Origin of the sequence: Actinoplanes sp. G11-F43 (assembly GCF_050589265.1) — a bacterium.
Taxonomy (GTDB): Bacteria; Actinomycetota; Actinomycetes; order Mycobacteriales; family Micromonosporaceae; genus Actinoplanes.
The window spans coordinates 44141-64585 of sequence record NZ_JBNZCE010000068.1; the positions used below are offsets into that span (position 1 = coordinate 44141).

Annotated in this window: 18 protein-coding genes; 9 read left to right on the plus strand and 9 right to left on the minus strand. The window is 69.6% G+C overall.

Annotated features, from left to right (window positions below):
• Nucleotides 1-44: 44 nt before the first annotated feature.
• Nucleotides 45-542, plus strand: coding sequence for a hypothetical protein (locus ACQ0O7_RS44130; protein ID WP_430791915.1), 498 nt, complete (start codon nt 45-47; stop codon nt 540-542).
• Here ACQ0O7_RS44130 and ACQ0O7_RS44135 read toward each other — a convergent pair.
• The 3 genes from ACQ0O7_RS44135 to ACQ0O7_RS44145 are packed head-to-tail and all read right to left on the minus strand — an operon-like array spanning nt 507 to nt 3468.
• The gene (locus tag ACQ0O7_RS44135; RefSeq protein WP_430791916.1) at nt 507-1079 is read right to left on the minus strand and encodes an ECF transporter S component; all 573 of its coding nucleotides are present in this window, start codon (nt 1077-1079) and stop codon (nt 507-509) included. The two genes, ACQ0O7_RS44130 and ACQ0O7_RS44135, sit on opposite strands and share 36 nt — an antisense overlap.
• Nucleotides 1076-1810, minus strand: a complete 735-nt coding sequence (locus ACQ0O7_RS44140) for an energy-coupling factor transporter transmembrane component T (protein ID WP_430791917.1) — start codon at nt 1808-1810, stop codon at nt 1076-1078. Before ACQ0O7_RS44140 ends, ACQ0O7_RS44135 begins: the two co-directional genes overlap by 4 nt.
• Entirely contained in the window at nt 1807-3468 is a 1662-nt protein-coding gene (locus ACQ0O7_RS44145) for an ABC transporter ATP-binding protein (RefSeq protein WP_430791918.1), read from the minus strand. Before ACQ0O7_RS44145 ends, ACQ0O7_RS44140 begins: the two co-directional genes overlap by 4 nt.
• Nucleotides 3469-3624: 156 nt before the next feature.
• On the opposite strand from ACQ0O7_RS44145, the gene ACQ0O7_RS44150 reads away from it, so the two are divergent.
• From ACQ0O7_RS44150 to ACQ0O7_RS44170, 5 genes are all read left to right on the plus strand, one after another.
• Nucleotides 3625-4107, plus strand: a complete 483-nt coding sequence (locus ACQ0O7_RS44150) for a flavin reductase family protein (protein ID WP_430791919.1) — start codon at nt 3625-3627, stop codon at nt 4105-4107.
• A complete protein-coding gene (gene sodN / locus ACQ0O7_RS44155) occupies nt 4107-4511 on the plus strand; it encodes a superoxide dismutase, Ni (protein WP_430780964.1) in 405 nt (134 codons plus the stop codon). Before ACQ0O7_RS44150 ends, sodN begins: the two co-directional genes overlap by 1 nt.
• 247 nt (nt 4512-4758) lie before the next feature.
• Nucleotides 4759-5892: an LCP family protein gene (locus ACQ0O7_RS44160; protein ID WP_430791920.1), complete on the plus strand. Its 1134-nt coding sequence runs from the start codon at nt 4759-4761 to the stop codon at nt 5890-5892.
• 311 nt (nt 5893-6203) lie between these two features.
• On the plus strand, nt 6204-7451 hold the full coding sequence (locus ACQ0O7_RS44165; protein ID WP_430791921.1) for a chitinase: 1248 nt from the start codon (nt 6204-6206) through the stop codon (nt 7449-7451).
• Nucleotides 7452-7495: 44 nt separating this feature from the next.
• Nucleotides 7496-8665, plus strand: a complete 1170-nt coding sequence (locus tag ACQ0O7_RS44170) for a chitinase (protein WP_430791922.1) — start codon at nt 7496-7498, stop codon at nt 8663-8665.
• A 73-nt stretch (nt 8666-8738) separates the two neighbouring features.
• Here ACQ0O7_RS44170 and ACQ0O7_RS44175 read toward each other — a convergent pair whose 3' ends face one another.
• Both ACQ0O7_RS44175 and ACQ0O7_RS44180 read right to left on the minus strand, forming a co-directional pair.
• Entirely contained in the window at nt 8739-11210 is a 2472-nt protein-coding gene (locus ACQ0O7_RS44175; protein ID WP_430791923.1) for a hypothetical protein, read from the minus strand.
• 101 nt (nt 11211-11311) lie between these two features.
• On the minus strand, nt 11312-12898 hold the full coding sequence (locus ACQ0O7_RS44180) for a chitinase (RefSeq protein ID WP_430791924.1): 1587 nt from the start codon (nt 12896-12898) through the stop codon (nt 11312-11314).
• A gap of 205 nt (nt 12899-13103) precedes the next feature.
• On the opposite strand from ACQ0O7_RS44180, the gene ACQ0O7_RS44185 reads away from it, so the two are divergent.
• On the plus strand, nt 13104-16127 hold the full coding sequence (locus ACQ0O7_RS44185; protein WP_430791925.1) for an EAL domain-containing protein: 3024 nt from the start codon (nt 13104-13106) through the stop codon (nt 16125-16127).
• Between the two features lie 44 nt (nt 16128-16171).
• On the opposite strand, the gene ACQ0O7_RS44190 is transcribed toward ACQ0O7_RS44185, so the two are convergent.
• From ACQ0O7_RS44190 to ACQ0O7_RS44200, 3 genes are all read right to left on the minus strand, one after another.
• Nucleotides 16172-16831, minus strand: coding sequence for a hypothetical protein (locus tag ACQ0O7_RS44190; RefSeq protein ID WP_430791926.1), 660 nt, complete (start codon nt 16829-16831; stop codon nt 16172-16174).
• Between the two features lie 26 nt (nt 16832-16857).
• Nucleotides 16858-17358, minus strand: a complete 501-nt coding sequence (locus tag ACQ0O7_RS44195) for a SigE family RNA polymerase sigma factor (RefSeq protein ID WP_430791927.1) — start codon at nt 17356-17358, stop codon at nt 16858-16860.
• A gap of 88 nt (nt 17359-17446) precedes the next feature.
• Nucleotides 17447-18262, minus strand: coding sequence for a hypothetical protein (locus tag ACQ0O7_RS44200; protein ID WP_430791928.1), 816 nt, complete (start codon nt 18260-18262; stop codon nt 17447-17449).
• Between the two features lie 179 nt (nt 18263-18441).
• On the opposite strand from ACQ0O7_RS44200, the gene ACQ0O7_RS44205 reads away from it, so the two are divergent.
• Nucleotides 18442-18954, plus strand: a complete 513-nt coding sequence (locus ACQ0O7_RS44205) for a sigma-70 family RNA polymerase sigma factor (RefSeq protein ID WP_430791929.1) — start codon at nt 18442-18444, stop codon at nt 18952-18954.
• A gap of 50 nt (nt 18955-19004) precedes the next feature.
• Here ACQ0O7_RS44205 and ACQ0O7_RS44210 read toward each other — a convergent pair whose 3' ends face one another.
• Nucleotides 19005-19913: a hypothetical protein gene (locus ACQ0O7_RS44210; RefSeq protein ID WP_430791930.1), complete on the minus strand. Its 909-nt coding sequence runs from the start codon at nt 19911-19913 to the stop codon at nt 19005-19007.
• 190 nt (nt 19914-20103) lie between these two features.
• Between ACQ0O7_RS44210 and ACQ0O7_RS44215 the strand changes: the two genes are divergently transcribed.
• On the plus strand, nt 20104-20400 hold the full coding sequence (locus tag ACQ0O7_RS44215; RefSeq protein WP_430791931.1) for a WXG100 family type VII secretion target: 297 nt from the start codon (nt 20104-20106) through the stop codon (nt 20398-20400).
• Nucleotides 20401-20445 lie beyond the last annotated feature (45 nt).

Here is a 20445-nt window from a genome sequence, read left to right on the forward strand (position 1 = left end):
GTTGTCAGGAAACTCCCTGGCGAGCGTGTCCTAGCCTTCACCTCATGACCATCCGCCGGATCAGCTCACGCCGTGTCGTATTGACGGCGACCTTTCTCACGCTGGCCGCCGGTGGCACCGCCGCCTGTGACGACCCGTCCCCGATCGAGGAGACGCGGTACACCGGGCCCGGCGAGACCTACGTCTACGAGGAGTCGGACGAGTACGAACCCGACTACGAGCCGGTGGAAGAGGATGACGAGGTCTTCTACTGCGCCGACGAGGACGGCGAGATCGTCGCGGCGGAGAACTGCGCCGACGAGGCCAGTGCCGGCGGGCTCTTCTTCCTGTGGCACTCCACGAACTTCGCGCGCGGCCTGCGCCCCGGTGACCGGCTCGACGGCGACGGCGACCGGATCGAGCCGGGGGACAGGGCCGCGCGGAAGGCGTACAAACTGCCGGCGACCGGCCGGGTCAGCAACGGCACGGTCAAGACCAACGTGGTGGGCAGCGGTAGTTCCGGCTCGTCATTCAGCGGTAGCGGCAGCACTTCGGGCGGGTGACGCCGGCGCGATGCCCCGGGCCACCCCGGCCGCGGTCAGCCGCTTGGCGATCGCCAGGCCGATCGCGACGAAGACGATGGTGCTCACGCCCAGCAGACCGAAGAAACCGATCTTGCCGGCCGTCGCCATGTCGCCGACGTTGAAGTACGTGTACGCGGTTATCGCATACCAGGTCTGGAACAGCAGCGCGGTCAGGTAGAACAGCCAGGGCCGCCAGATCCGGTAGAGCGTGACCAGGAAGCCCAGCTCCATCGCCGCGCCGACCATCAGGTTGGTGACGATCGCGCTCGGCCCGGCCGGCGAGGCGATGTTGATGATCCCGGCGAGCAGCATGGTCAGCACCGCGGCACCCGGCCGGCGCAGCACCGCCAGTGCGATCACCGGTCCGAGGAGCCACACCCCGGCCATCGCCGCGTACGCCAGCGGGACCGTCGCCGAGATGGCGAACGACACGAAGAACGCCGGTATCAGCAGTACACCGGTGGCCGCCCCGATCGCCGCACAGGCCATCAGGAATCGGGTGGTCAGTCTCTTCATCCGAACACTCCAGGAAGGTGGGGAACCAGACAGAGCAGGAGCAGCCAGAGCGCCAGGACCGCGTCCCGGGCGCGCAGTGGGACGTGCCGCCGTTCGGTCCGGGTCGGATGAGCTCCGAAACCCCGGGCCTCCATCGCCAGCGACACCCGGTCGCCGTGCCGCATCGCCCCGGCCAGCAGCGGCACCACATAGCCGTTGTAGCGGCGCAGGGCGGCTACCGGGTTCCGGCCACCGTGCACCCCGCGTACCCGGTGCGCCAGCCGGATGATCTCCAGGTCGTGCCGGAACCGGGGCACGAACCGCATCGCGGCGAACCCGGCATAACCGATCCGGTACGGCATCCGCAGGTGCGCGATCATCGACCGGACCAGGTCGGTGCCCTCGGTGGTGAGGCCGGCGATCAGGGCGAGCAGCAGCACCGCGGCCACCCGCAGCCCGGTCGCCAGCCCGCCCTCCAGGGCGCCGGACCAGCCGCCCACCTTCGACTGGTCGATCCACACCCCGAACGACAGCGTCAGCGCCGCCACCAGCAGCGGCGGCCCGGCCAGCGTCCAGAACAGCACCCGCCCGCGCAGCCCGCCGAAGGCCAGCAGCATGCCCAGCGCGAGCACCGACAGCGCCGCGGGCGTCCACAGGTCCCGAGAGAGCCCGGCGACGATCATGGCCGGCACCGGTGCGAGCACCTTGACGACCGGGTTGTAGGAGCGCAGCGACAGGATCGAGTCGGTCATCGCGACGGCTCCAGGGCGGGCAGGTCGGCCAGCCGGGTCACGGCGTGCCAGGCCGGATGCCGGGTGAGGGCACGGGCGGCCCGGGCCAGCGGTGGCGGGCGCAACCCGGCGCGGGCCAGCAGCTCGTCGTCGGCGAAGGCCTCGGCCGGGGTGCCGTCGGCGATCACCCGGCCGGCGTCCAGCACCACCAGCCGGGTGGCGTACTCGGCGATCAGGTGCATGTCGTGGCTGACCACGACCACCGTGGTGCCGTCCCGGTGCAGGCCGTCGAGCAGGTCGAGCAGCTCGGCGGCGCGGGCCCGGTCCTGGCCGAAGGTCGGCTCGTCGAGCACCAGCACCCGGGGCCGGACGGCCAGGGCGGTGCCGACCGACAGCCGCCGTTTCTGGCCGCCGGAGAGCAGGAAGGGGTGAACCGTCCGCAGGTCCCGCAGGTCGAGGCGGTCCAGCAGCTCACCGACCCGGGCCGGATCGGCCGAGCCGTACGCCAGCTCGTCCTCCACCCGGTTGGTGAGGAACTGGTGCTCCGGGTTCTGGAAGACGAACCCGGCCGGGCCGTCGACGGTCACCGACCGGGTCGGGATCACTCCGGCCAGCGCCTGGGCCAGGGTGGTCTTGCCGGCCCCGTTGGCCCCGGCCACCGCCACGAACTCACCCGCGCCGACGGTCAGGTCGATGCCGTGCAGGACGGGTGTGCGGCCCCGGCTGACGGTCAGACCCCGTACCGCAATCGCGGTCTTGATCGTCGCTGTCGGTCGTGGTCTCCCCCGGGGTGCGGGCAGCTCCGGCAACGTGTCCAGGAGTCCGGCCAGCTCGTCCGGGGTCAGCGGCAGCGTCTCCAGTGGGACGCCGGCCGACCGCAGCCGGAGCGCGGCCAGGGTGGCGACCGGCAGCCAGACGCCCAGTTCGAGCAGCTCGTCGACGTGCCCGGTGACGATCTCGCGGACCGGTCCGTCGAACACCATCCGGCCGGTGCCGTCCAGCACGATCACCCGGTCCACGAAGTCGATCGCGGCGTCCAGGTCGTGTTCGACAAGCAGCACCGCCCGGTCCCGCCCGGCGACGACCTCGCGCAGGGTGCGGTAGACCTCCTCGACCCCGGCCGGGTCCAGGTTCGCCGTCGGCTCGTCCAGGACCAGCACCGGGGTCCGCAACGCCAGGGCGCAGGCGATCGCCAGCCGCTGCCGGCCGCCGCCGGAGAGGATGCCCGGGTCGTCGTTCCGGCGGTCCCAGAGCCCGACCAGCCGCAGCGACTCCTCGGCCCGTTCCAGCACCTCCGCCGCCGGGACCAGCAGGTTCTCCGGGCCGAAGCAGACCTCGTCGAGCACGCTGCCGGTGACGATCTGGGCGTCCGGGTCCTGGAAGACCATGGCCACGTCGCGGGCCAGCTCGGGGACGGAGGCGCCGGCCGTGTACGCGCCCGCGACGGTCACACTGCCGTCCATCTTCGCGCCGACCACGTGCGGGATCAGCCCGTTCGTGGTGAGGGTGAGTGTCGACTTGCCGCAGCCGGACGGCCCGAGCAGCAGGACCACCTCACCAGCCCGCACCTCGGCGGTCACCTCGTGCGGGCGGGGCGTCCCGTGGTCGACGTTTCCGGCATCGTCGTACACCTCGTGCCGCACGGACACGCCGGTGAGCCGCAGCAGCACATCGGACATGGCGCTAAGGATAGGCATACCTCACTATCCGTTGATCGCGTGGTGACTTCCGGGGCGCTCCGCGCCGGAAGTCACCACACGAACTGGGGTGACTTAAGTCGCGACCCGGCCGGGTATCTTGACCTCAATTCAGGTTGAAGTCTTAGCGTTGGCGTCGTGTTCAGCAGCCTCGACGCCGGGACAGGTGAGCGGTTCAAGGCCGCCTTCCGCCGCTACCCCACCGGTGTGGCGGTGATCGCCGCCGCCGGTCCGGTGGGTCTCACCGCCTCCAGCGTGGCCTCGGTCGCCGCCGACCCGCCCGCCCTGTCCTTCTCGGTGATGGGCGGCCGTTCGGCCGGGCGGATCCTGGCCGCGCCGAGTTTCACCGTCAACCTGCTGGGCGCCGCACACATCGGCCTGGCCCGCGACTTCGCCCGCTCGGACGGCCCCCGGTTCACCCCGGAACAGGGCTGGGACGTGCTGCCCACCGGCGAGCCGATCCTGCCGGGCGCGCTGGCGAGCCTGCGGGCCGCCCCTCTTCGACTGGTCCCCGTCGGTGACTCGACAGTCGTCGTCGCCGGGGTGCTCCAGGTTCTGCTCGGGCCGCCCGGCGGGCGGCTCGTCCACCATGACCGCAACTTCTTTGGAGATGACATCTGATGCGGCTTCCGCGTTTCCTCACCCCGCGCACCGTGGTCAGTGCCCACTGCGACCTGCCGTGCGGCGTCTACGACCCGGCCCAGGCCCGGATCGAGGCCGAGTCGGTCAAGGCGATCGCCGAAAAGTACGCGGCCAACACCGACCCCGAGTTCCGCACCCGCGCCATCCTGATCAAGGAGCAGCGCGCCGAACTCGTCAAGCACCACCTCTGGGTGCTCTGGACCGACTACTTCAAGGCCCCGCACTTCGAGAAGTACCCGCACCTGCACCAGCTCTTCAACGAGGCCACCAAGCTCGCCGGCGCCGCCGGAGCCAAGGGCAAGGTCGACGTCGCGGTCGCCGACGAACTGCTCGGCAAGATCGAGGAGATCTCCAAGATCTTCTGGGAGACCAAGCAGGCCTGATTCGCATTTTTTGAACCGAACCCCTCTCAGTGACGTGACTCTCAACGAACTCTTTTCAACGTGGCATCCGGCCGGAACCGCCAGGTCTGCCGAGCGGCGCCAGGTGCCACGGCCCCGCCACGTTGAAAAAAGTCCGTGGATCCGGGTGGATTTGACCACCCGGTCCATCGAGACGTTTGCCTCGCCGTGCGATAGTGCGTGGCGTTGTCGAACCGGGTGATGGGGAGAGATCGGGTTGGCGAGAACCGTGAAACGTCGCGCGCCGCTATGGGCGCGGCTCACTACCGTTGTCGGCTGTGCACTCACCGTCATCAGCGGGACCACGCTGGTCGGTGGACCGACCCTGATCGCCTCGTACACCGGCGACATCACCGACGACAGCCTGCTGGAGACCGGGGCGAACGCCAGCAAGAAGAAGATCGAGGGCCCGATCACGATGCTGCTGGTCGGCATCGACCCGCGGAAGGCGTCCACGCCGCCGCTGTCCGACTCGATCGTGGTCGCGCACATCCCGGCCGACCGCAGCACCGCCTATCTCTTCTCCATCCCGCGTGACCTGTACGTGGACATCCCGGCCGACGCCAAGTCGGGACTGCGCGCGCAGAAGGGGAAGATCAACGGGGCGATGGCCCTGGGCAGCCAGGTCAACGGCAAGATCGACGTGTCGAACGGCTTCAAGGTGCTGTCGAAGACGGTACGCAACGTCACCGGCATCAAGGAGTTCGACGCCGCCGCGATCATCAACTTCGGTGGCTTCAAGAACATCGTCGAGGCCCTCGGCGGCGTCTCCATGGTGATCGACATGGACGTGAAGTCGGAGCACCTCCAGCCCAACGGCAAACAGCGGCCGCGCCTGGCCCGCTGCCCGGCCAAGAACTCCCCGCCGGGCTGCGATCACCCGTACACCGGGCCGCAGAAGTTCTACCAGAAGAGCACCAAGCCGGTCCGGCTCGAACCGTGGGAGGCGCTGGACTACGTCCGGCAGCGCTACGAGTTCAAGGGTGGCCCGCCGATGACCGACTACGACCGGCAGCGGCACCAGCAGCAGTTCATCAAGGCCATGGCCAAAGAGGCGATGAGCAAGGATGTCATCACCGACATCGGCAAGCTGACCAAGATCCTGGACGCGGCCGGCAAGTCGCTGACCTTCGCCGGCGGCGGCAACACCCCGATCGAATGGGCCCTGGCACTGAAGGACCTGAACGTCGACGACATGACCACCGTCAAGCTGCCCGGCGGCGGCAACTTCAACGGCGACGGCGGCCGGTACCTGGGCGAGGAGTTCGGGCCGGAGGCGGACGAGTTCTTCGAGGCGGTCGCCAACGACAAGATCGCGCCGTTCCTGCTGGACAACCCGAAGCTGGTCAACAAGGACGGCTGACCCGACCATCCGAAGGGCCGTGACCGACACCTGGTCGCGGCCCTTCGCCGTTCACAGGGTGCGCAACGCCCGCCGCAGGTCCCACGGCGATGAGCAGCACCGCGGCGGCGACCAGGGAACCGATCCCCAGGAGAGGATGTTCCGGCTGCGGGTGCGGGTGGCGTTCGCCATAGGACCATCCTGTCCGGACACTCGCGCCGGCTCACCCGACGACGGTGGTTTAAGGATGTTTAAGGCCAACACTCTTTACTTTTTCTGTTAACAGTCCTAAAGATTGACGCATCTCTACATGCGCGCTCGGAGGGACTGCCATGAAGCGCTCCAGATCGGTCATCCTCGCCACCGTCACCGCCCTCGTCGCCGGTGGTGTGGCCGTCAACTTCGCGGGCAGCGCCTCGGCCGCCGCAGCCTGCGCCCCGGCATGGAGTGCGGCAGCCGTCTATGTCGGCGGCAACACGGCCTCGCAGAACGGCCACAACTACACCGCCAAGTGGTGGACGCAGAACGAGTCGCCGGCCACCAACAGCAGCCAGTGGGCGGTCTGGGCCGACAACGGCGTCTGCGGAACCACCCCACCCACCACCCCGCCGCCGACCACGCCTCCCCCCACCACACCCCCGCCCACCACTCCGCCGCCCACCCAGCCCCCGGGTGACGGATCGCTGCCGAAGCACTTCCTCACCGGGTACTGGCAGAACTTCGACAACGGGGCCGCACCGCTCAAGCTGGCCGCCGTGCCGAACACGTACGACCTGATCGCGGTCGCCTTCGCGGACGCCACCAGCACCCCGGGCGCGGTCACCTTCACCCTGGACCCGGGCCTGGCCACCGCGGTCGGCGGGTACACCGACGCGCAGTTCAAGGCGGACATCGCCACCCTGCACTCGCGCGGCAAGAAGGTGATCATCTCGGTCGGCGGGGAGAAGGGCACGGTCGCCGTCAACAGCCCGGCCGCGGCCACCGCCTTCGCCGACTCGGTGCACCGGCTGATCCAGACCTACGGCTTCGACGGTGTGGACATCGACCTGGAGAACGGGCTCAACCCCACCTACATGGCGCAGGCGCTGCGCAGTCTGCGGGCCAAGGTCGGCAGCGGCCTGATCATCACGATGGCGCCGCAGACCATCGACATGCAGAACCCGCAGTCGTCGTACTTCAAGCTGGCGCTCGACATCAAGGACATCCTGACCGTCGTCTTCACCCAGTACTACAACTCCGGCGCGATGCTGGGCTGCGACAACAACGCGGCGTACGGCCAGGGCAACGTCAACTTCCTGACCGCGCTGGCCTGCATCCCGCTGCAGAACGGGCTGCGCCCCGACCAGGTCGCCCTCGGCCTGCCGTCGAGCACCCGGGCCGCCGGTGGCGGATACGTCGCCCCGACCGTGGTCAACGCCGCCCTGGACTGCCTGGCCAAGGGCACCAACTGTGGCACGTTCAAGCCGCCGGCCACCTACCCGGGCATCCGCGGCGCGATGACCTGGTCGATCAACTGGGACGTCACCAACGGCAACGGCTGGGCCGACACCGTCGACCCGCACCTCGCCACCCTCCCCTGAGACTCGGAGTCCCCCCGATGAAACTGAGCAGAAGAATCGCCCTGGTGGCGACGGTAGGTGCGGTCGGCGCCTCCGCCGCGGTCCTCCCGATGGCCAGCTCGAACGCGGCCGTCGCGTGTGCCCCGGCCTGGAACGCGTCAGCGGTCTACGTGAAGGACAACACGGCCTCGCAGAACGGCCACAACTACACCGCCAAGTGGTGGACGCAGAACGAGTCGCCGGCCACCAACAGCAGCCAGTGGGCGGTCTGGGCCGACAACGGCGTCTGCGGCGGGGGAACCACCCCGACCACTCCGCCGACCACCACACCTCCCACGACGACGCCTCCGGCCACCGGCACCAAGATGGCGGCCGCGCCGTACATCTACCCCGGCTGGGGCAACCCGCCGGCCCCGGCCACCGTCATGAACGCGACCGGCATCAAGGCGTTCACGATGGCGTTCGTGCTGGCCGCCAACGGCTGCAACCCGGCATGGGACGGCTCGTCCGGGCTGACCGGGGGTGCGCACGCCGGCACCATCGCGGCCATCCGGGCGGCCGGCGGCGACGTGGTCCCGTCGATCGGCGGCTGGAGCGGCAACAAGCTGGGCCCGAACTGCGCCACCCCGGAGGCGCTGGCCGGCGCGTACCAGAAGGTGATCGACACCTTCCAGCTGAAAGCGATCGACGTCGACATCGAGAACACCGACGAGTTCGAGAACTACGTGGTCGCCGACCGGATCGTGGACGCGCTGCGGATCGTCAAGCAGAGGAACCCGAACGTCAAGACGATCCTCACCTTCGGCACCACCCCGACCGGCCCGAACGCCCACGGCATCCGGCTGATCCAGCAGGCCAAGGCGAAGAACGCGAACATCGACGTGTTCACCCAGATGCCGTTCGACTTCAACGGGCACGCCGACATGTACGCCTCCACCGTCGGCGCCACCGAGGGCCTGAAGAACGCGCTGAAGACCACGTTCGGATACACCGACGCCCAGGCGTACGCCAAGATCGGCATCTCCGGCATGAACGGTCTCTCCGACCAGCAGGAGCTGACCTCGGTGGAGACCTGGACCCGGATCCGGGACTACGCGAAGAACAAGGGCCTGGCCCGCTTCGCGTTCTGGGCGGTCAACCGGGACCGCGGCTGCGCCGGTGGCGGCGTGGTCAGCAACTGCTCGGGCATCGCCCAGGCCGACTGGGAGTTCACCCGGGTCAGCGCCGGGTTCTGACCTGACCGCAAACGGCCGGCCNCACCCGGCCGGCCACCCGCGCGGGTGGCCGGCCGTTTGGCGTTCGGTGGAACTACTTGGAGAAGGTGAAGTACTGGTAGGAGGTCCACACCGACGAGTTGAGGCTGTCGCCGGAGGTGCCCTTCACGTAGCCCGAACGGGCCCGCAGCCGGGCCCCGGTCAGGCCGGCACCCTCCACATAGAGCGTGAGGTCGGCGGCGAACCACACGTCGTCGACCGTCTTCCACTTGCCCTTGGTGTACTGCTGCAGCTGGACGCGCACGTCACGGGTGGACGCGTTGGCGATCGTGTTGTTGAAGTACGCGGTCCGGTTCGGCTTGTAGACCCGGTACGTCGTACCGCCGATCTTCTTGGTCTTGTAGTTGTTGAATCCGCGCAGCGACAGGTTGGCCTTGGCGCCGACCCACACCGAGACGGTCCGCGGCGCGTAGCGGGCGTCGCCGGTGAACACCGCGCTGACCGTGGTGTTGCGGGTCAGCTTGAGGCTGGCGGAGACGTCGCCCTTGCTGTTCGCGGTGGCCCGCTTGAGCAGCCGCTTCGGCTGGTCGCTACCGGCCGGGTCGGCCCAGATCTCCACCGTGCGGTTCTTGTAGGTGGAGCCGAGACGGGCGGTGAAGGACACCGCCTTGTTGTAGTCGTACACCTTGTTGTTGTTGTTCAGTGTCAGCGCCGCGGTGGACCGGGAGACCGCGACCTTCCAGGTCGTCGCCGCGGCGGTGTGGGTGGCGTCCCCGGCGTACGAGACCCGGTAGGTCACCGTGCTGCCGGCGGGCGGCGTGTCGGTGAACTTGAACGTGCCGTTCGCCGCGACCGTGGCGGTGCCCACCGACTTGCCGGACGGGCTGTCCAGGTCGGCCCGGGTGAGCGACACCTTGACACCGGACGGCAGCGGGCGCGGCGCGGTCAGTGTGCCGGTCAGGGTGAGCGCCTTGCCGCGGGTCGCCGAGGACGGCCCGGCCAGCGTCACGATCGACACCACCCGGGACACCTCGACCGTGTGTTCCGTGGTGGTCGGCAGGGTGACGGCACCACCGGCGTACGAGACCCGGTAGGTCACCGGGCCCTCTCCGGGCGGGGTGTCGGTGAACGAGAAGTCATAGCCGTCGACGGGGAACGAACCCAGCGAGGTGGCGCCACGGGTGACGGTGACCGACCGCACGTCGACGGGGACACCCTGGGCGGTCAGCAGGCCGGTGACGGTGATCTGGTCGCCGGGGACCGCGGTGGTCGGACCGTAGAGCATGATCGTCGCGCTGGCCTTGACGACCCGGACCGTGGCGGTCGCCGAGGACGGCACGTGGCTGTCGTCACCGGCGTACTCGACCCGGTAGGTGGCGTCACCCGGCGGCGTGTCGGTGAAGGAGAACGCGCCGGTCGAGCTGATCGTGGCCTCACCCAGTGAGGTCTCGCCCCGGGAGATCGCGACGGTGGTGCCGGCGGGCAGTGACAGGGTGGTCGCCAGGCGGCCACTGAGCTGGGCCTTCGCACCCGGGACCACCGACGACGGACCGGTGAGGGTCAGCGTGGTCGGCGACTTCCTGGTGTCGGTGTAGGAGACCAGTGAGTGGACGTTTCCGGCGGCCGAGACGCCGAACAGCCGGTCGGTGCCCGGTTCCCAGGCCACGCCCTTCTCCAGGCCACGCCCACTCGGGTAGGAGAACGTCTTGATCAGGTCGCCGGACGGGGCGAAGACGTGCAGGTTCGGGCCGCCGACGGTGTGGGTGGCGCCGACGATCCGGCCGTCCGCGGCGATGTCCACCGCGGTCAGCTGGTGCGGCAGCACCGGCAGCAGTTTCCGGTCGGTCAGGTCGGCGGCGTCGCGCACGTCGATGTTCTGGCCGGCCCGGGTGACCGCGGCGATCCGCTCGCCGTCGGGCGAGAGCGCCAGGTCGACGGCCTCGACGCCGCCGTCGCGGGAGGCCACCGTGGTGATCTCGTCGCCGGACACGTCGAGGATCGCGGTCCGGCCGGTGGAGATCACCGCGATCCGGCCCGGTCTGGCGGCGGCGCTGGCCAGCTCGGCGGTGGCGAGATAGCCGGTGTCGAAGACGTCCAGGCGCACCGTCCCGGTGGCCGGGTCGATGGTGCCGAGTCCGGACTGCTGACCGGGGTAGGAGAACCAGATCCGGTCACCGGCGAAGGTCATGTCCGCTGGAACGACGCCGGTGGTGGAGTACGAGCCGATCCGGTCCAGGGTGGTGGTGTCCAGCGCCACCACCGCCGAGCCGGCCGGTGAGTTCACGTAGAGCCGGGACGAGTCCGGTGTGAGGGCCAGGTCGGTCGCGCCGGCCACGTCGGCCGAGCCGATCTGCTCGCCGTCGTAGTCGGTGGCGATGATCTTGCCGGTCCCCGGGTCGCTGAGGAAGACCCGCTGATGTTCGGCGTCGACGAGCACGTCACCGAGCGTCGTGACGCCGATCTTCGTGCTGGTGGCGGCCACCGCCGGGAGGGCGGGCCCGGCCACCAGCACGGTGCTGCCGGTCAGCGCGGCGACAGCGGCCGCGCTGATCCTTCTGATGCGCATGGTTCCCCCGTGGATGTCATGGTTCCGGGGAAGACGCTATATCGAAGATCACCGACAGCGGATCGCCCGAAAGGACGAGTCGCAACGGCACCGTCCCATCGTCAGTTCGGCTCGCCCGGGACGGTGAAGAGGGGCTTCCACGGGTCGTCGGCGTCGATCGGGAACTCGGTCGACGGCGCCTCGTCCTTGGTGACCCAGCGGGCCTGGTACGGCAGCCCGTTGTAGATCACCCGGGCGCCGCGCCGGTAGACGGTTCCGGCGTTCCACACCCGTTTGACCCCGGTGACGTCGGGGACCGGGACGGGCGCCTTCTCGACCGGGCTGACCGGGCCGATCACCGCCCACGCGCTCGGGGTCCCGGCGGCCGGCGCGGCCGACGGGTCGATGCCCGAGTTGGCCCACTTGGCCTCGTAGACGACTCCGCGCCAGACCACCTTGTAGCCGGTGACGTACATCGCGGTGAGACGCCAGATCGGGTACGGGCTGGTCTTCGGGTCGTCCACGGTGACCGCCTGGTCCGGGATCTTCACCGAGTCCGCGGTGTCGCCGGCGATCGCCTCGCCGGGCAGGCCGGCGAACATCTTGGAGAACGCGAGCGCCCCCTGGTCGACGCCACTGCAGGTGTTGGAGTGCACGACCACGTTGGCGAAGGTGCCGGTGCAGGGCGCGTCCCGGTTCAGCGACCACATCGAGACCCGGCCGAGGCCGTTGTCGATCGCGAAGTTCGCCAGGCCCTGGGCGTCGGACAGGGTGAAGCGCTCGGCGTCGATGTCGTTCTGGCCGATCATCGGGGTGGCGCCGATCCGGGACCAGACCTGCGGCGAGGTGAGCTTCTGCCCGAGGCGCAGGTAGAGGTCGGTGAGCTGGCGGTGGGTGCCGTTCAGGGCGCCGAGGCTGAGCGCCAGCATGTCCGGGTTCTTGTCGCCGTTGTTGTAGTCCATCGTCATCACGTTGACGCCGCGCAGGTCGACGCCGCCGTCGAGCATGCCGCGGACCACGCCGACGCCGTCCTCGGTGAGCCCGGTCGGGGACACCGGCAGGGTCAGCCAGACGGCGAGGTCGTCGTGTTCCTTCTGCATCGCCGCGACGGCTTTCACCCGGCGCTGGAGGGAGGCCTGGTCGGCGGTGGCGGTGCCCTCGATGTCGAGGTCGAGGGTCTTCACCTCGTACCGCTCGATCAGGGTCCGGTACGCCTCTTCGAGCTTGTCCTGGTCGGTGCAGGCGACGGCGAGTTCGGAGTTGTTCAGGCCGCCGAGGCTCAGGGTGACGTCGCCGCCGGACTGCCGCAGCTGGGAGATCCGGCGGTCCAGATCAAGATCGGACGAGGCTTCGCCGAGTGTGTACGCCCCACCCCAGCTAGGCGTGCACCCGTCGTTCGGGTCGGCGACGACGAAGCCGAGGGCCACCTCTTTGGCGGGGTTCACCGCGGGGTCCTGGAACTGGAAGGTCGGCGTCAGTGTGACGTCGACGTAGGGCACCGCCCAGGATTTCGCGGTCGGTCCGGCGGTGTCCCGCAGGTGCATCACTCCGAAGGTGCCGCCGGCGCCGACCATGCCCAGGACCAGCACCAGGGCGCCCAGCCTCGTCCACGACAGCCGTTTGGCGGGCTGTTCGGGCTCCTGCCAGTTCGGGTCGGCGAGGGGATCGTGCTCCGGCCGCACGGCTACGGGTGTGGCGCGGTCCGTCATGAAAGCCCTTTCGTTTTCGAGTCGTCAAACGCTTGCGCACTGTGACGACTTTTGCGATCGGGCGAACGGGGGACGAGTGATCGTTCGCGGGCACCGCCGGTCCAATCCGGACACCGGAGCGACTAATAGTGATCTTGCGATGACAATTCCGCCGGACCCCGCCTCCGGGTCTCTACGCAAAACGTATCGAAGGGCCCTGAAACGCATGCCAGGCACACCGGCGGACCCGCGCAAGCGGGACACCAAGCGCCAATGGGGATCCGACAAGCGGACCGACCCTCATCCGATCGTCCCGCCTCCGGTCTCCGAAGGCAGGATCACCCGTGGCCGGCTCGCGATCGTGGTGACGATCACAGTCTGGGCCTGCTATGTGATCTACACGATCATCCAGCAATTCATCGCGGGTCACGCCCACACCGTGAAGCTCGCGATCGAGGCGATCGTGTACATGCTCGTCGTCACCGGTCTGGCCGCCTCCGCCATCGCCTATCTGATCACCCGGATCGGGTACTTCTACCGGGCCCGCGGCCACCAGCGGGCGCCGCGGATCATGCTCGACGAGTTCATCGGCGGGAAAACCCCGTCCGTTACGGTTCTGGTCCCGTCATATCAGGAAGACGAGCGGACCAACCGCACCACGCTGCTGTCGGCGGCCCTCCAGGAATACCCCGGCCTGCGGGTGACGCTGCTGATCGACGACCCGCGGCAGCCGAAGACCCGGGCCGCGCGGGACATGCTGCTGGCCGCCCGGGCGCTGCCCGCCAAGATCGACGCTGAGCTGCGGGTGCCGTACCTGCGGGTGTCCGGCGCCTACGCGAGCTTCGACGAGCAGGTGCGCCTGCGCGGCGGCTACCTGATCGTGCTGGAGGACATGCGCCGGCTGGCCGCCGAATACCGGTTCGCCTCGGACTGGCTGCTCGACCTCGGCGCCCGCCAGGAGATGGTGGACCACACCGACACGTTCTTCGTCGAGAACATCCTGCAGCCGCTCGCCGTCGACCTGGGCCAGATCGCCACCGCCCTGGAGACCGGCGCCGACGAGCACGCCACGCTGCCGCTGGCCCGGATGAACCAGCTCTACAAGCGGCTGCTGGCGATCTTCGACGTGACGATCACGAGCTTCGAACGCAAGAAGTACGTGTCGCTGTCGCACGAGCCGAACAAGGCGATGAACCTCAACAGCTACATCGGGCTGATGGGCGGGGCCTACCAGGAGGTGAGCACCCCGCTCGGGACCGCGCTGGTCACGGCCGGGCCGAACCGCGCCGACCTGGTCGTACCCAATCCGGATTATGTGTTGACCCTGGACGCCGACAGCGTGCTCCTGCCGGAGTACGCGCTGCGGCTCGTGCACCTGCTGGAACAGGGCGCCTTCGAACGGCACGCGGTGGCCCAGACGCCGTACAGCGCCTACCCCGGCTCGGCCACCCGGATCGAGCGGATCTCCGGCGCGACCACCGACATCCAGTACATCGTGCACCAGGGGATGACCCACTACGGCGCGACGTTCTGGGTGGGGGCGAACGCCGTACTCCGCAAGAAGGCTCTTGATCAGATCTGTGAGACCTCCTACGAGGGCGACTGGGAGATCAAGCGCTACATCCAGGACCGGACCGTCATCGAGGACACCGAGTCGACCATCGACCTGGGTGTGCACGGCTGGTCCCTGCACAACTACCCGGAACGCCTGGCCTACAGCGCCACCCCGCCGGACTTCGGCTCGCTCGCCATCCAGCGGCAGCGCTGGGCCAACGGCGGCCTGCTCATCCTGTCCCGGCTCAAGGACCAGTTCCGGGCCAAGTCGAAGCGCGAGGACAAGAACCGGTTCGGCGAGTACTTCCTGCGGGTCAACTACATGGCCTCCATCTTCTGGAGCTCCATCTGCCTGCTGATCATGCTGGCGTACCCGTTCAACGCCGAACTGCTCAACCCGATCCTGCTGCTCATCTCGGTGCCGTACTTCTTCATGATGGCCGCCGACCTGAAGTCACTCGGGTACAAGCGGTCGGACATGCTGCGGATCTACGGCTTCAACCTGATCCTGCTGCCGGTCAACATGTCCGGCAGCATCGCCTCGCTGCTCCAGCTGCTGACCGGGGAGAAGAGCCAGTTCAAGCGGACGCCGAAGGTGCGCGACCGGACCACCGCGGCCACGTCGTACCTGCTGCTGCCGTTGGCCCTGATCGCGTTCTGTATCTACACGGTGTGGCGTGACGTCCAGCTCGGACAGTGGAACAACCTGGTCTTCGCCACCCTGAACCTGGTCCTGTCGGCCTACGCGATGATCGCCTTCGTCGGGCCCGGCAACACCATCGTCGACCTGCTCACCCATCTGAAGGACTGGCTGGTCCGCCCGGTCAAGCCGCGCCGTCGCAAGGAGCGGAGGAAGCCGGCCGCCGGGCAGGCCCCGAAGGCGCCGGCGATCGGCGACTGGGCCCAGGTGCTGCACTACCGGCAGGAGCACGGCGCCACCGCCGGCCAGGTCACCGTGCGGCTGCAGCGCACCGAGGGCGGCGACTGGCGGTCCGACCGGCCGAAGTCGTCGACGTCCAGCCAGGCGCACCTGTTCGAGGAGTTCAGCTTCTTCACGGTGTTCCAGCCGGTGTACAACATGATCAACGGGCATGTGGTCGGATACGAGGCGCTGACCCGCTTCGCCGACGGCAGCAATCCGAAGGACAGCCTGGCCGCCGCCGCCGAGCGGGGAGTGCACGTCGCCCTGGACGCCGCGCTGCTGCAGGCCGCCATCACCGCGTCGGCGGCCCTGCCGAACGGCACCTGGCTGGCCGTCAACGTCTCGGCCGACCTGCTGGGCCGCCCGCACGAGCTGGCGCCGCTGCTCGCCGGGTCCCGCCGCCCGCTGATCCTGGAGATCGGCGACGCCGCCCCGACCGGGATCGCCCAGCTCGGCGCCGACATCCGGATCGCCGTCGACGACCTGGGCTCCGGCTACGAGACGCTGTCGATGATCGAGTCGCAGCGGCCCGCCGTCCTCAAGCTGGGCCTGGACACCCTGCGGAACCTGGAGAACGAGACCGCCCGGCAGGCGGCGATCCGGGCGCTCGTCGAGTTCGCCGACCAGCACGGCTGCACGGTGATCGCCGAGGGCATCGAGACGGCCGCCCAGCGGGACGCCCTGGTGGCCTGCGGCGTCCCCTACGGCCAGGGCTTCCACCTCGGCAAACCGGTGCCGGTGGAGCGGGTCCTGTCCGGCGTCGGCGGCTGGTGATCACCAGCGGCTGGTTTCCGGGCTGGTGATCACCGGCCCGGGAACTAGCCGCCGATCTCCACCGCGTCGCCGGTGACCGTGATCCCTCCGGCGAAGTCGACGACCTGCTCGTCGCTCAGCCCGACCTCGCCCGGAACCTGCACGTTCACGCTCTTGCCGGCGGAGGTCGTGAAGAACAGCCAGCGGGTGTCGGACAGCTTGCCCTCGGCCTCCAGCGGGTGACCCAGCTCGCCCTTCTGGCCGTTGACGTCCACCTTCTTGATCGGCGACTCGTCCGGGAAGTGGGACAGCCCCTGCAGCGAGACCGAGATCCGGCCCTCCAGGCTGAGCCCGCCGCCCGCGTCGCTGGGCAGCACACCCCGGGTGTCCGGCTCGACGACGAACGCCGACGCGTCCGACGAGACCACCCGCCAGCCGTCCGGAACCGTGCTGACCTCGAAGCCGACCGGCTGCTCACCCTGGTAGGCGACCAGGGTCAGCTGCCCGGCCGTCGTCGAGGGCGGGGCGGCCCCGCCGAACGGGCCCACGCTCACCGCGCCGGCCGCCACCGCGACCGCGGCGAACGCCCCGGCCACACCGACCCGGAAGCGGTTGCGGCGGGCCACCGCCTGGCGGCCCCGGGCCACGTCGGCGGCCACCACGTCCGGTCCGTCCGGGCCGGGCGCGACGGAGAGATTACGCAAAATGTCCTGTACGTCGTTCATCAGTCGTCTTCCTTGTCTCGTGTGGTTCAGGCGACCCGAAGCGGGGTGGGGAACAGCTCGCGGAGCCGCTGCAGCCCTCGCGCGCTCTGGCTCTTGACGTTGCCCTCGCTGCAGCCCATGGCGTCGGCGGTCTCGGTGACACTGAGGCCCTCGACATACCGCAGCACCACCGCGGCCCGCATGCCGGGCTGGAGCGTCCCGAGCAGCTGGAGCATCGTCTGGTGATCGTCGCCGTGCCCGTCGACGGCCACCTCGGGCAGCACCGCCCGGACCTGCTCACGCCGGCGAAACAGGCTGCGGTGCTCGTCGGTGGCCGCGTTGACGACACACCTGCGGGCGTACGCGTCCACCGTCTCCGGCTTCACCTTGTGCCACGCCAGGTAGAGCTTCATCAAGGCCGTCTGCACCACGTCCTCGGCCTTGGCGGTGTCGCCGGACACCAACAGCGAGGCGGTACGCACCAGAGCGGCACGCCGTGCCGTCACGAACTCGGTGAACTCGCGATCCCGTTCGGAAGCCCGTCTCACACGGTCACCCGCCTTTCGTCATCCCCGCTCGGATCAGGTCGCCCCTACTACGCGGACACCCCCTCTTCGGGTTGCACGGCCGCCGGTATCAGTTGTTCGCGCCACTGAAACGCGCCGGCATCCGCAGCACCCGCCGGACGATCGGATGACGGAAGTGCGCGACCCCGTCGTACGCGGCGAGGATCGCGCCGTCGACCGCCTCGTGCAGGGCCGCGCGCACCTCCGGCGGCGGGCGGTCGGCGCGGACCGCCAGCTCGGTCGCGGTGATCCCGGCCGGCGCCAGGGCCAGCAGGGTCAGTATCTCCCGGGTCCGGCGGCGCAGGGTCGACAGATGGTCGGCGACCAGCGCCCGCAGCGGCGACGGCGGATCCGCCCGGCCGTGCCGCAGCAGCCGCAGGTAGGCCGGGTTGCCGCCGGCGTCGCGGACCGCCGACTCCACCACGTACGGGTCCAGGCCCAGCCCGTGCGCCAGCTCGGTGGCGTCGGCGTCGGTCAGCGGGGCCAGCCGCACCACGTCGGCGGCGCCGGCCACGGCTCCGGCGCGGGCCGTGTCGAACTCCGGGCGGCACACCGGCCGGGTCGCGGTGACCAGCAACAACGCGGCGGTACGGGTCACCGGGTGCAGCCGCGCCCAGGCCGCCAGCACCGCCTCGTCGGCCCGGTGCAGATCGTCCACCACCAGCAGCAACGGCCGTTCGGTGACGGGCGCTGCCGGGGTCCGCCGCACCTCGATCGAGGGTGGGACCCGGGCCAGCGCGTGCGCCAGCAGTTCGGTCTTGCCCAGTCCCGGCCCGGCCTCCACCCAGATCCCGCCGCCGCAGCCGTCGGCCAGCCGCCCGATCGCGGTGCTCAGCCGGCCGAGCGCGTCGTCGCGGCCGACCAGCGCCGACCGGTGCGGAGTCATGCCGGAGAGGACGCTCGGAACGGCCGGTGGTTCATCGCGGAAGCGCGGCGGTTCTCCGGGAGTGACGCGGTTTCGGCCCCGGCGTCATTTCTCCGGCACTTCGGCATTAGTTCGGCTCCGTAATTTCCGGTTCGCAGCCGGTGGAAGAGTCCACCGCACCGACCCGGGGACGCCATCACATGATGAATTCGGCGACGTCGAGCGAACGGATCAACGCGTTGCACGCGGCCCATTCCGCGAGCCTGCTGCGATTCCTGATCAGATCGACACACGGCGAGCGGCAGACCGCCGAGGATCTCGCCCAGGAGACCATGCTGCGGGCCTGGCGCCACGCCGACCGCCTTCCCGACGACTTCGCCGGCGAGCAGCGCTGGCTGTTCGCGGTGGCCCGCAACCTGGTGATCGACCTGTTCCGGGCCCGGCAGAGCCGCCCGCCGGAGACGCCGGTGGTCGACCTGAACCGGCTCAGCACCACTGTGGACAGCACCGATGCGGCGATCGCCACCCAGTCGATGGTGACCGCTTTCGAACAACTCACCGCGGCACAGCGCGACGTCCTGATCGACCTGCATCTGCGCGGTGAACAACCGCACGCGGTCGCCGCCAAACTGCGGATTCCGGTGGGCACGGTGAAATCACGGGCCCATTACGCGATGCGGGCCCTACGGCACGCGATGGAGGCCGGCGACTGACGCCCTGGGGGCCTCCGGACTACAAACCCCCAGGCGCCGTACGTACCGGGTCAGCGCAGCTTGATCGACTTGGTGTCGAATCCGGCCAGGTCCGCGACACCCTCGTCACCGAACTCGCGCCGGTCACCCTTGCAGCCGGCCTGGTTCCACACGAAGAACCGGCCGTCGGCACTGATCGACTTCACGGTCAGTGCCACGTCCACACACTCGCCTCCGGTGACGCCCTGGGTGGCCGCCACGTCGCTGAAGTCGGGCTCGGAGAAGAGGAAGGCCGACTTCGCCGCCGGCACCTCCGCGGCAACCCCCTCGGTGACCTCGGGCGCGTCCGGTTTCCCGGCACCCTCCAGTTTCCTCCCCTTGGGCGAGACGGCGAACCACGTACCGCCGACGCCCTGGCCTTTGCTGTCTCCGGGTTTGGTGTCCTGGGCGAACCGGTAGACCGGCCAGCCGCCGACGGTCACCTGGAGCCGGCCGTCGGGCCGCTCGACGAAACCGACCGCCGACTTCTTGACGCCGGCGATGAAGACCTTGCCCTCCGGATCGACGGTGACCGGCGGCCACTTCTTGGCACAGTCGCCGGCGCAGGTGCTCTTGGACGGGTCGGCGGTGTCGTCGTCGAACCGGTAGAGGGTCAGGCCGGCCCCGTTGGTGACACCGCGGCCCAGATCCCCGACCTCGGTCCCGGTCAACTGCACCCACCGTTCGGAGACGGCCACCTGCTCACCGGCCGGCTCACCGCCCTGCATCAGGGCCCAGTCCCCGGTCCCGGGCGCCGCGTCGTTCGTCTTCGCGGTGCCGCTGACCAGCTCGAAGTCATCGGCGGAGGCGGGTGCGGGTGCGGAGGCGGCCGGGCCGGACGGGGCCGCCGGGGTGTCGCCGGCCGGTTCCGTGCCGCCGCAGCCGGTGAGCACGACCGCCGAGGTGAGGGCGGCCAGCGGCCACCACAGCGTCTTCTTCATGATCTCCCGATCTCGTCAGAGGTCCGTCGTTCTGACGGCGAGGACGAGGAAATCGGGCCCCGGCTCATTTCCGGGGGCGAAAAGTGTGTCGTCTCACCGGACGACGGGCCGGAGAACGCGATCCATGGAAGGGCCGTAGTCCCCGATATGACGGCGCTTCGCCGTCGGCCCGTCTAGGAAAGGACCACCCATGGCTGGACAGATGATCCTCGACCCGGAAGCCGTGCAGGCGTTCGCCCAGTACCTGCTCCAGCAGCGGGAGAACCTGCAGAGCGCGCTCCAGGAGGCGGACACCCGGATGGCCGAGACGGTCGAGGCCTCCTACAACACTCCCGGCTCGGAGTCGAAGTTCAAGCCGTTCTGGGAGGAGTACATCTCCGGCACCAAGCAGGCGATCGACGGCATCGAGGGCATCAGCCAGTTCCTCGACCAGACCCTGCAGCGTTTCGTCGAGACCGACGACGCGACCGCCGGCGCCATCGGCTGATCCATCCGTGTCCGCGTGGCCGGGCCGCTCGTGGGCTACCACGCG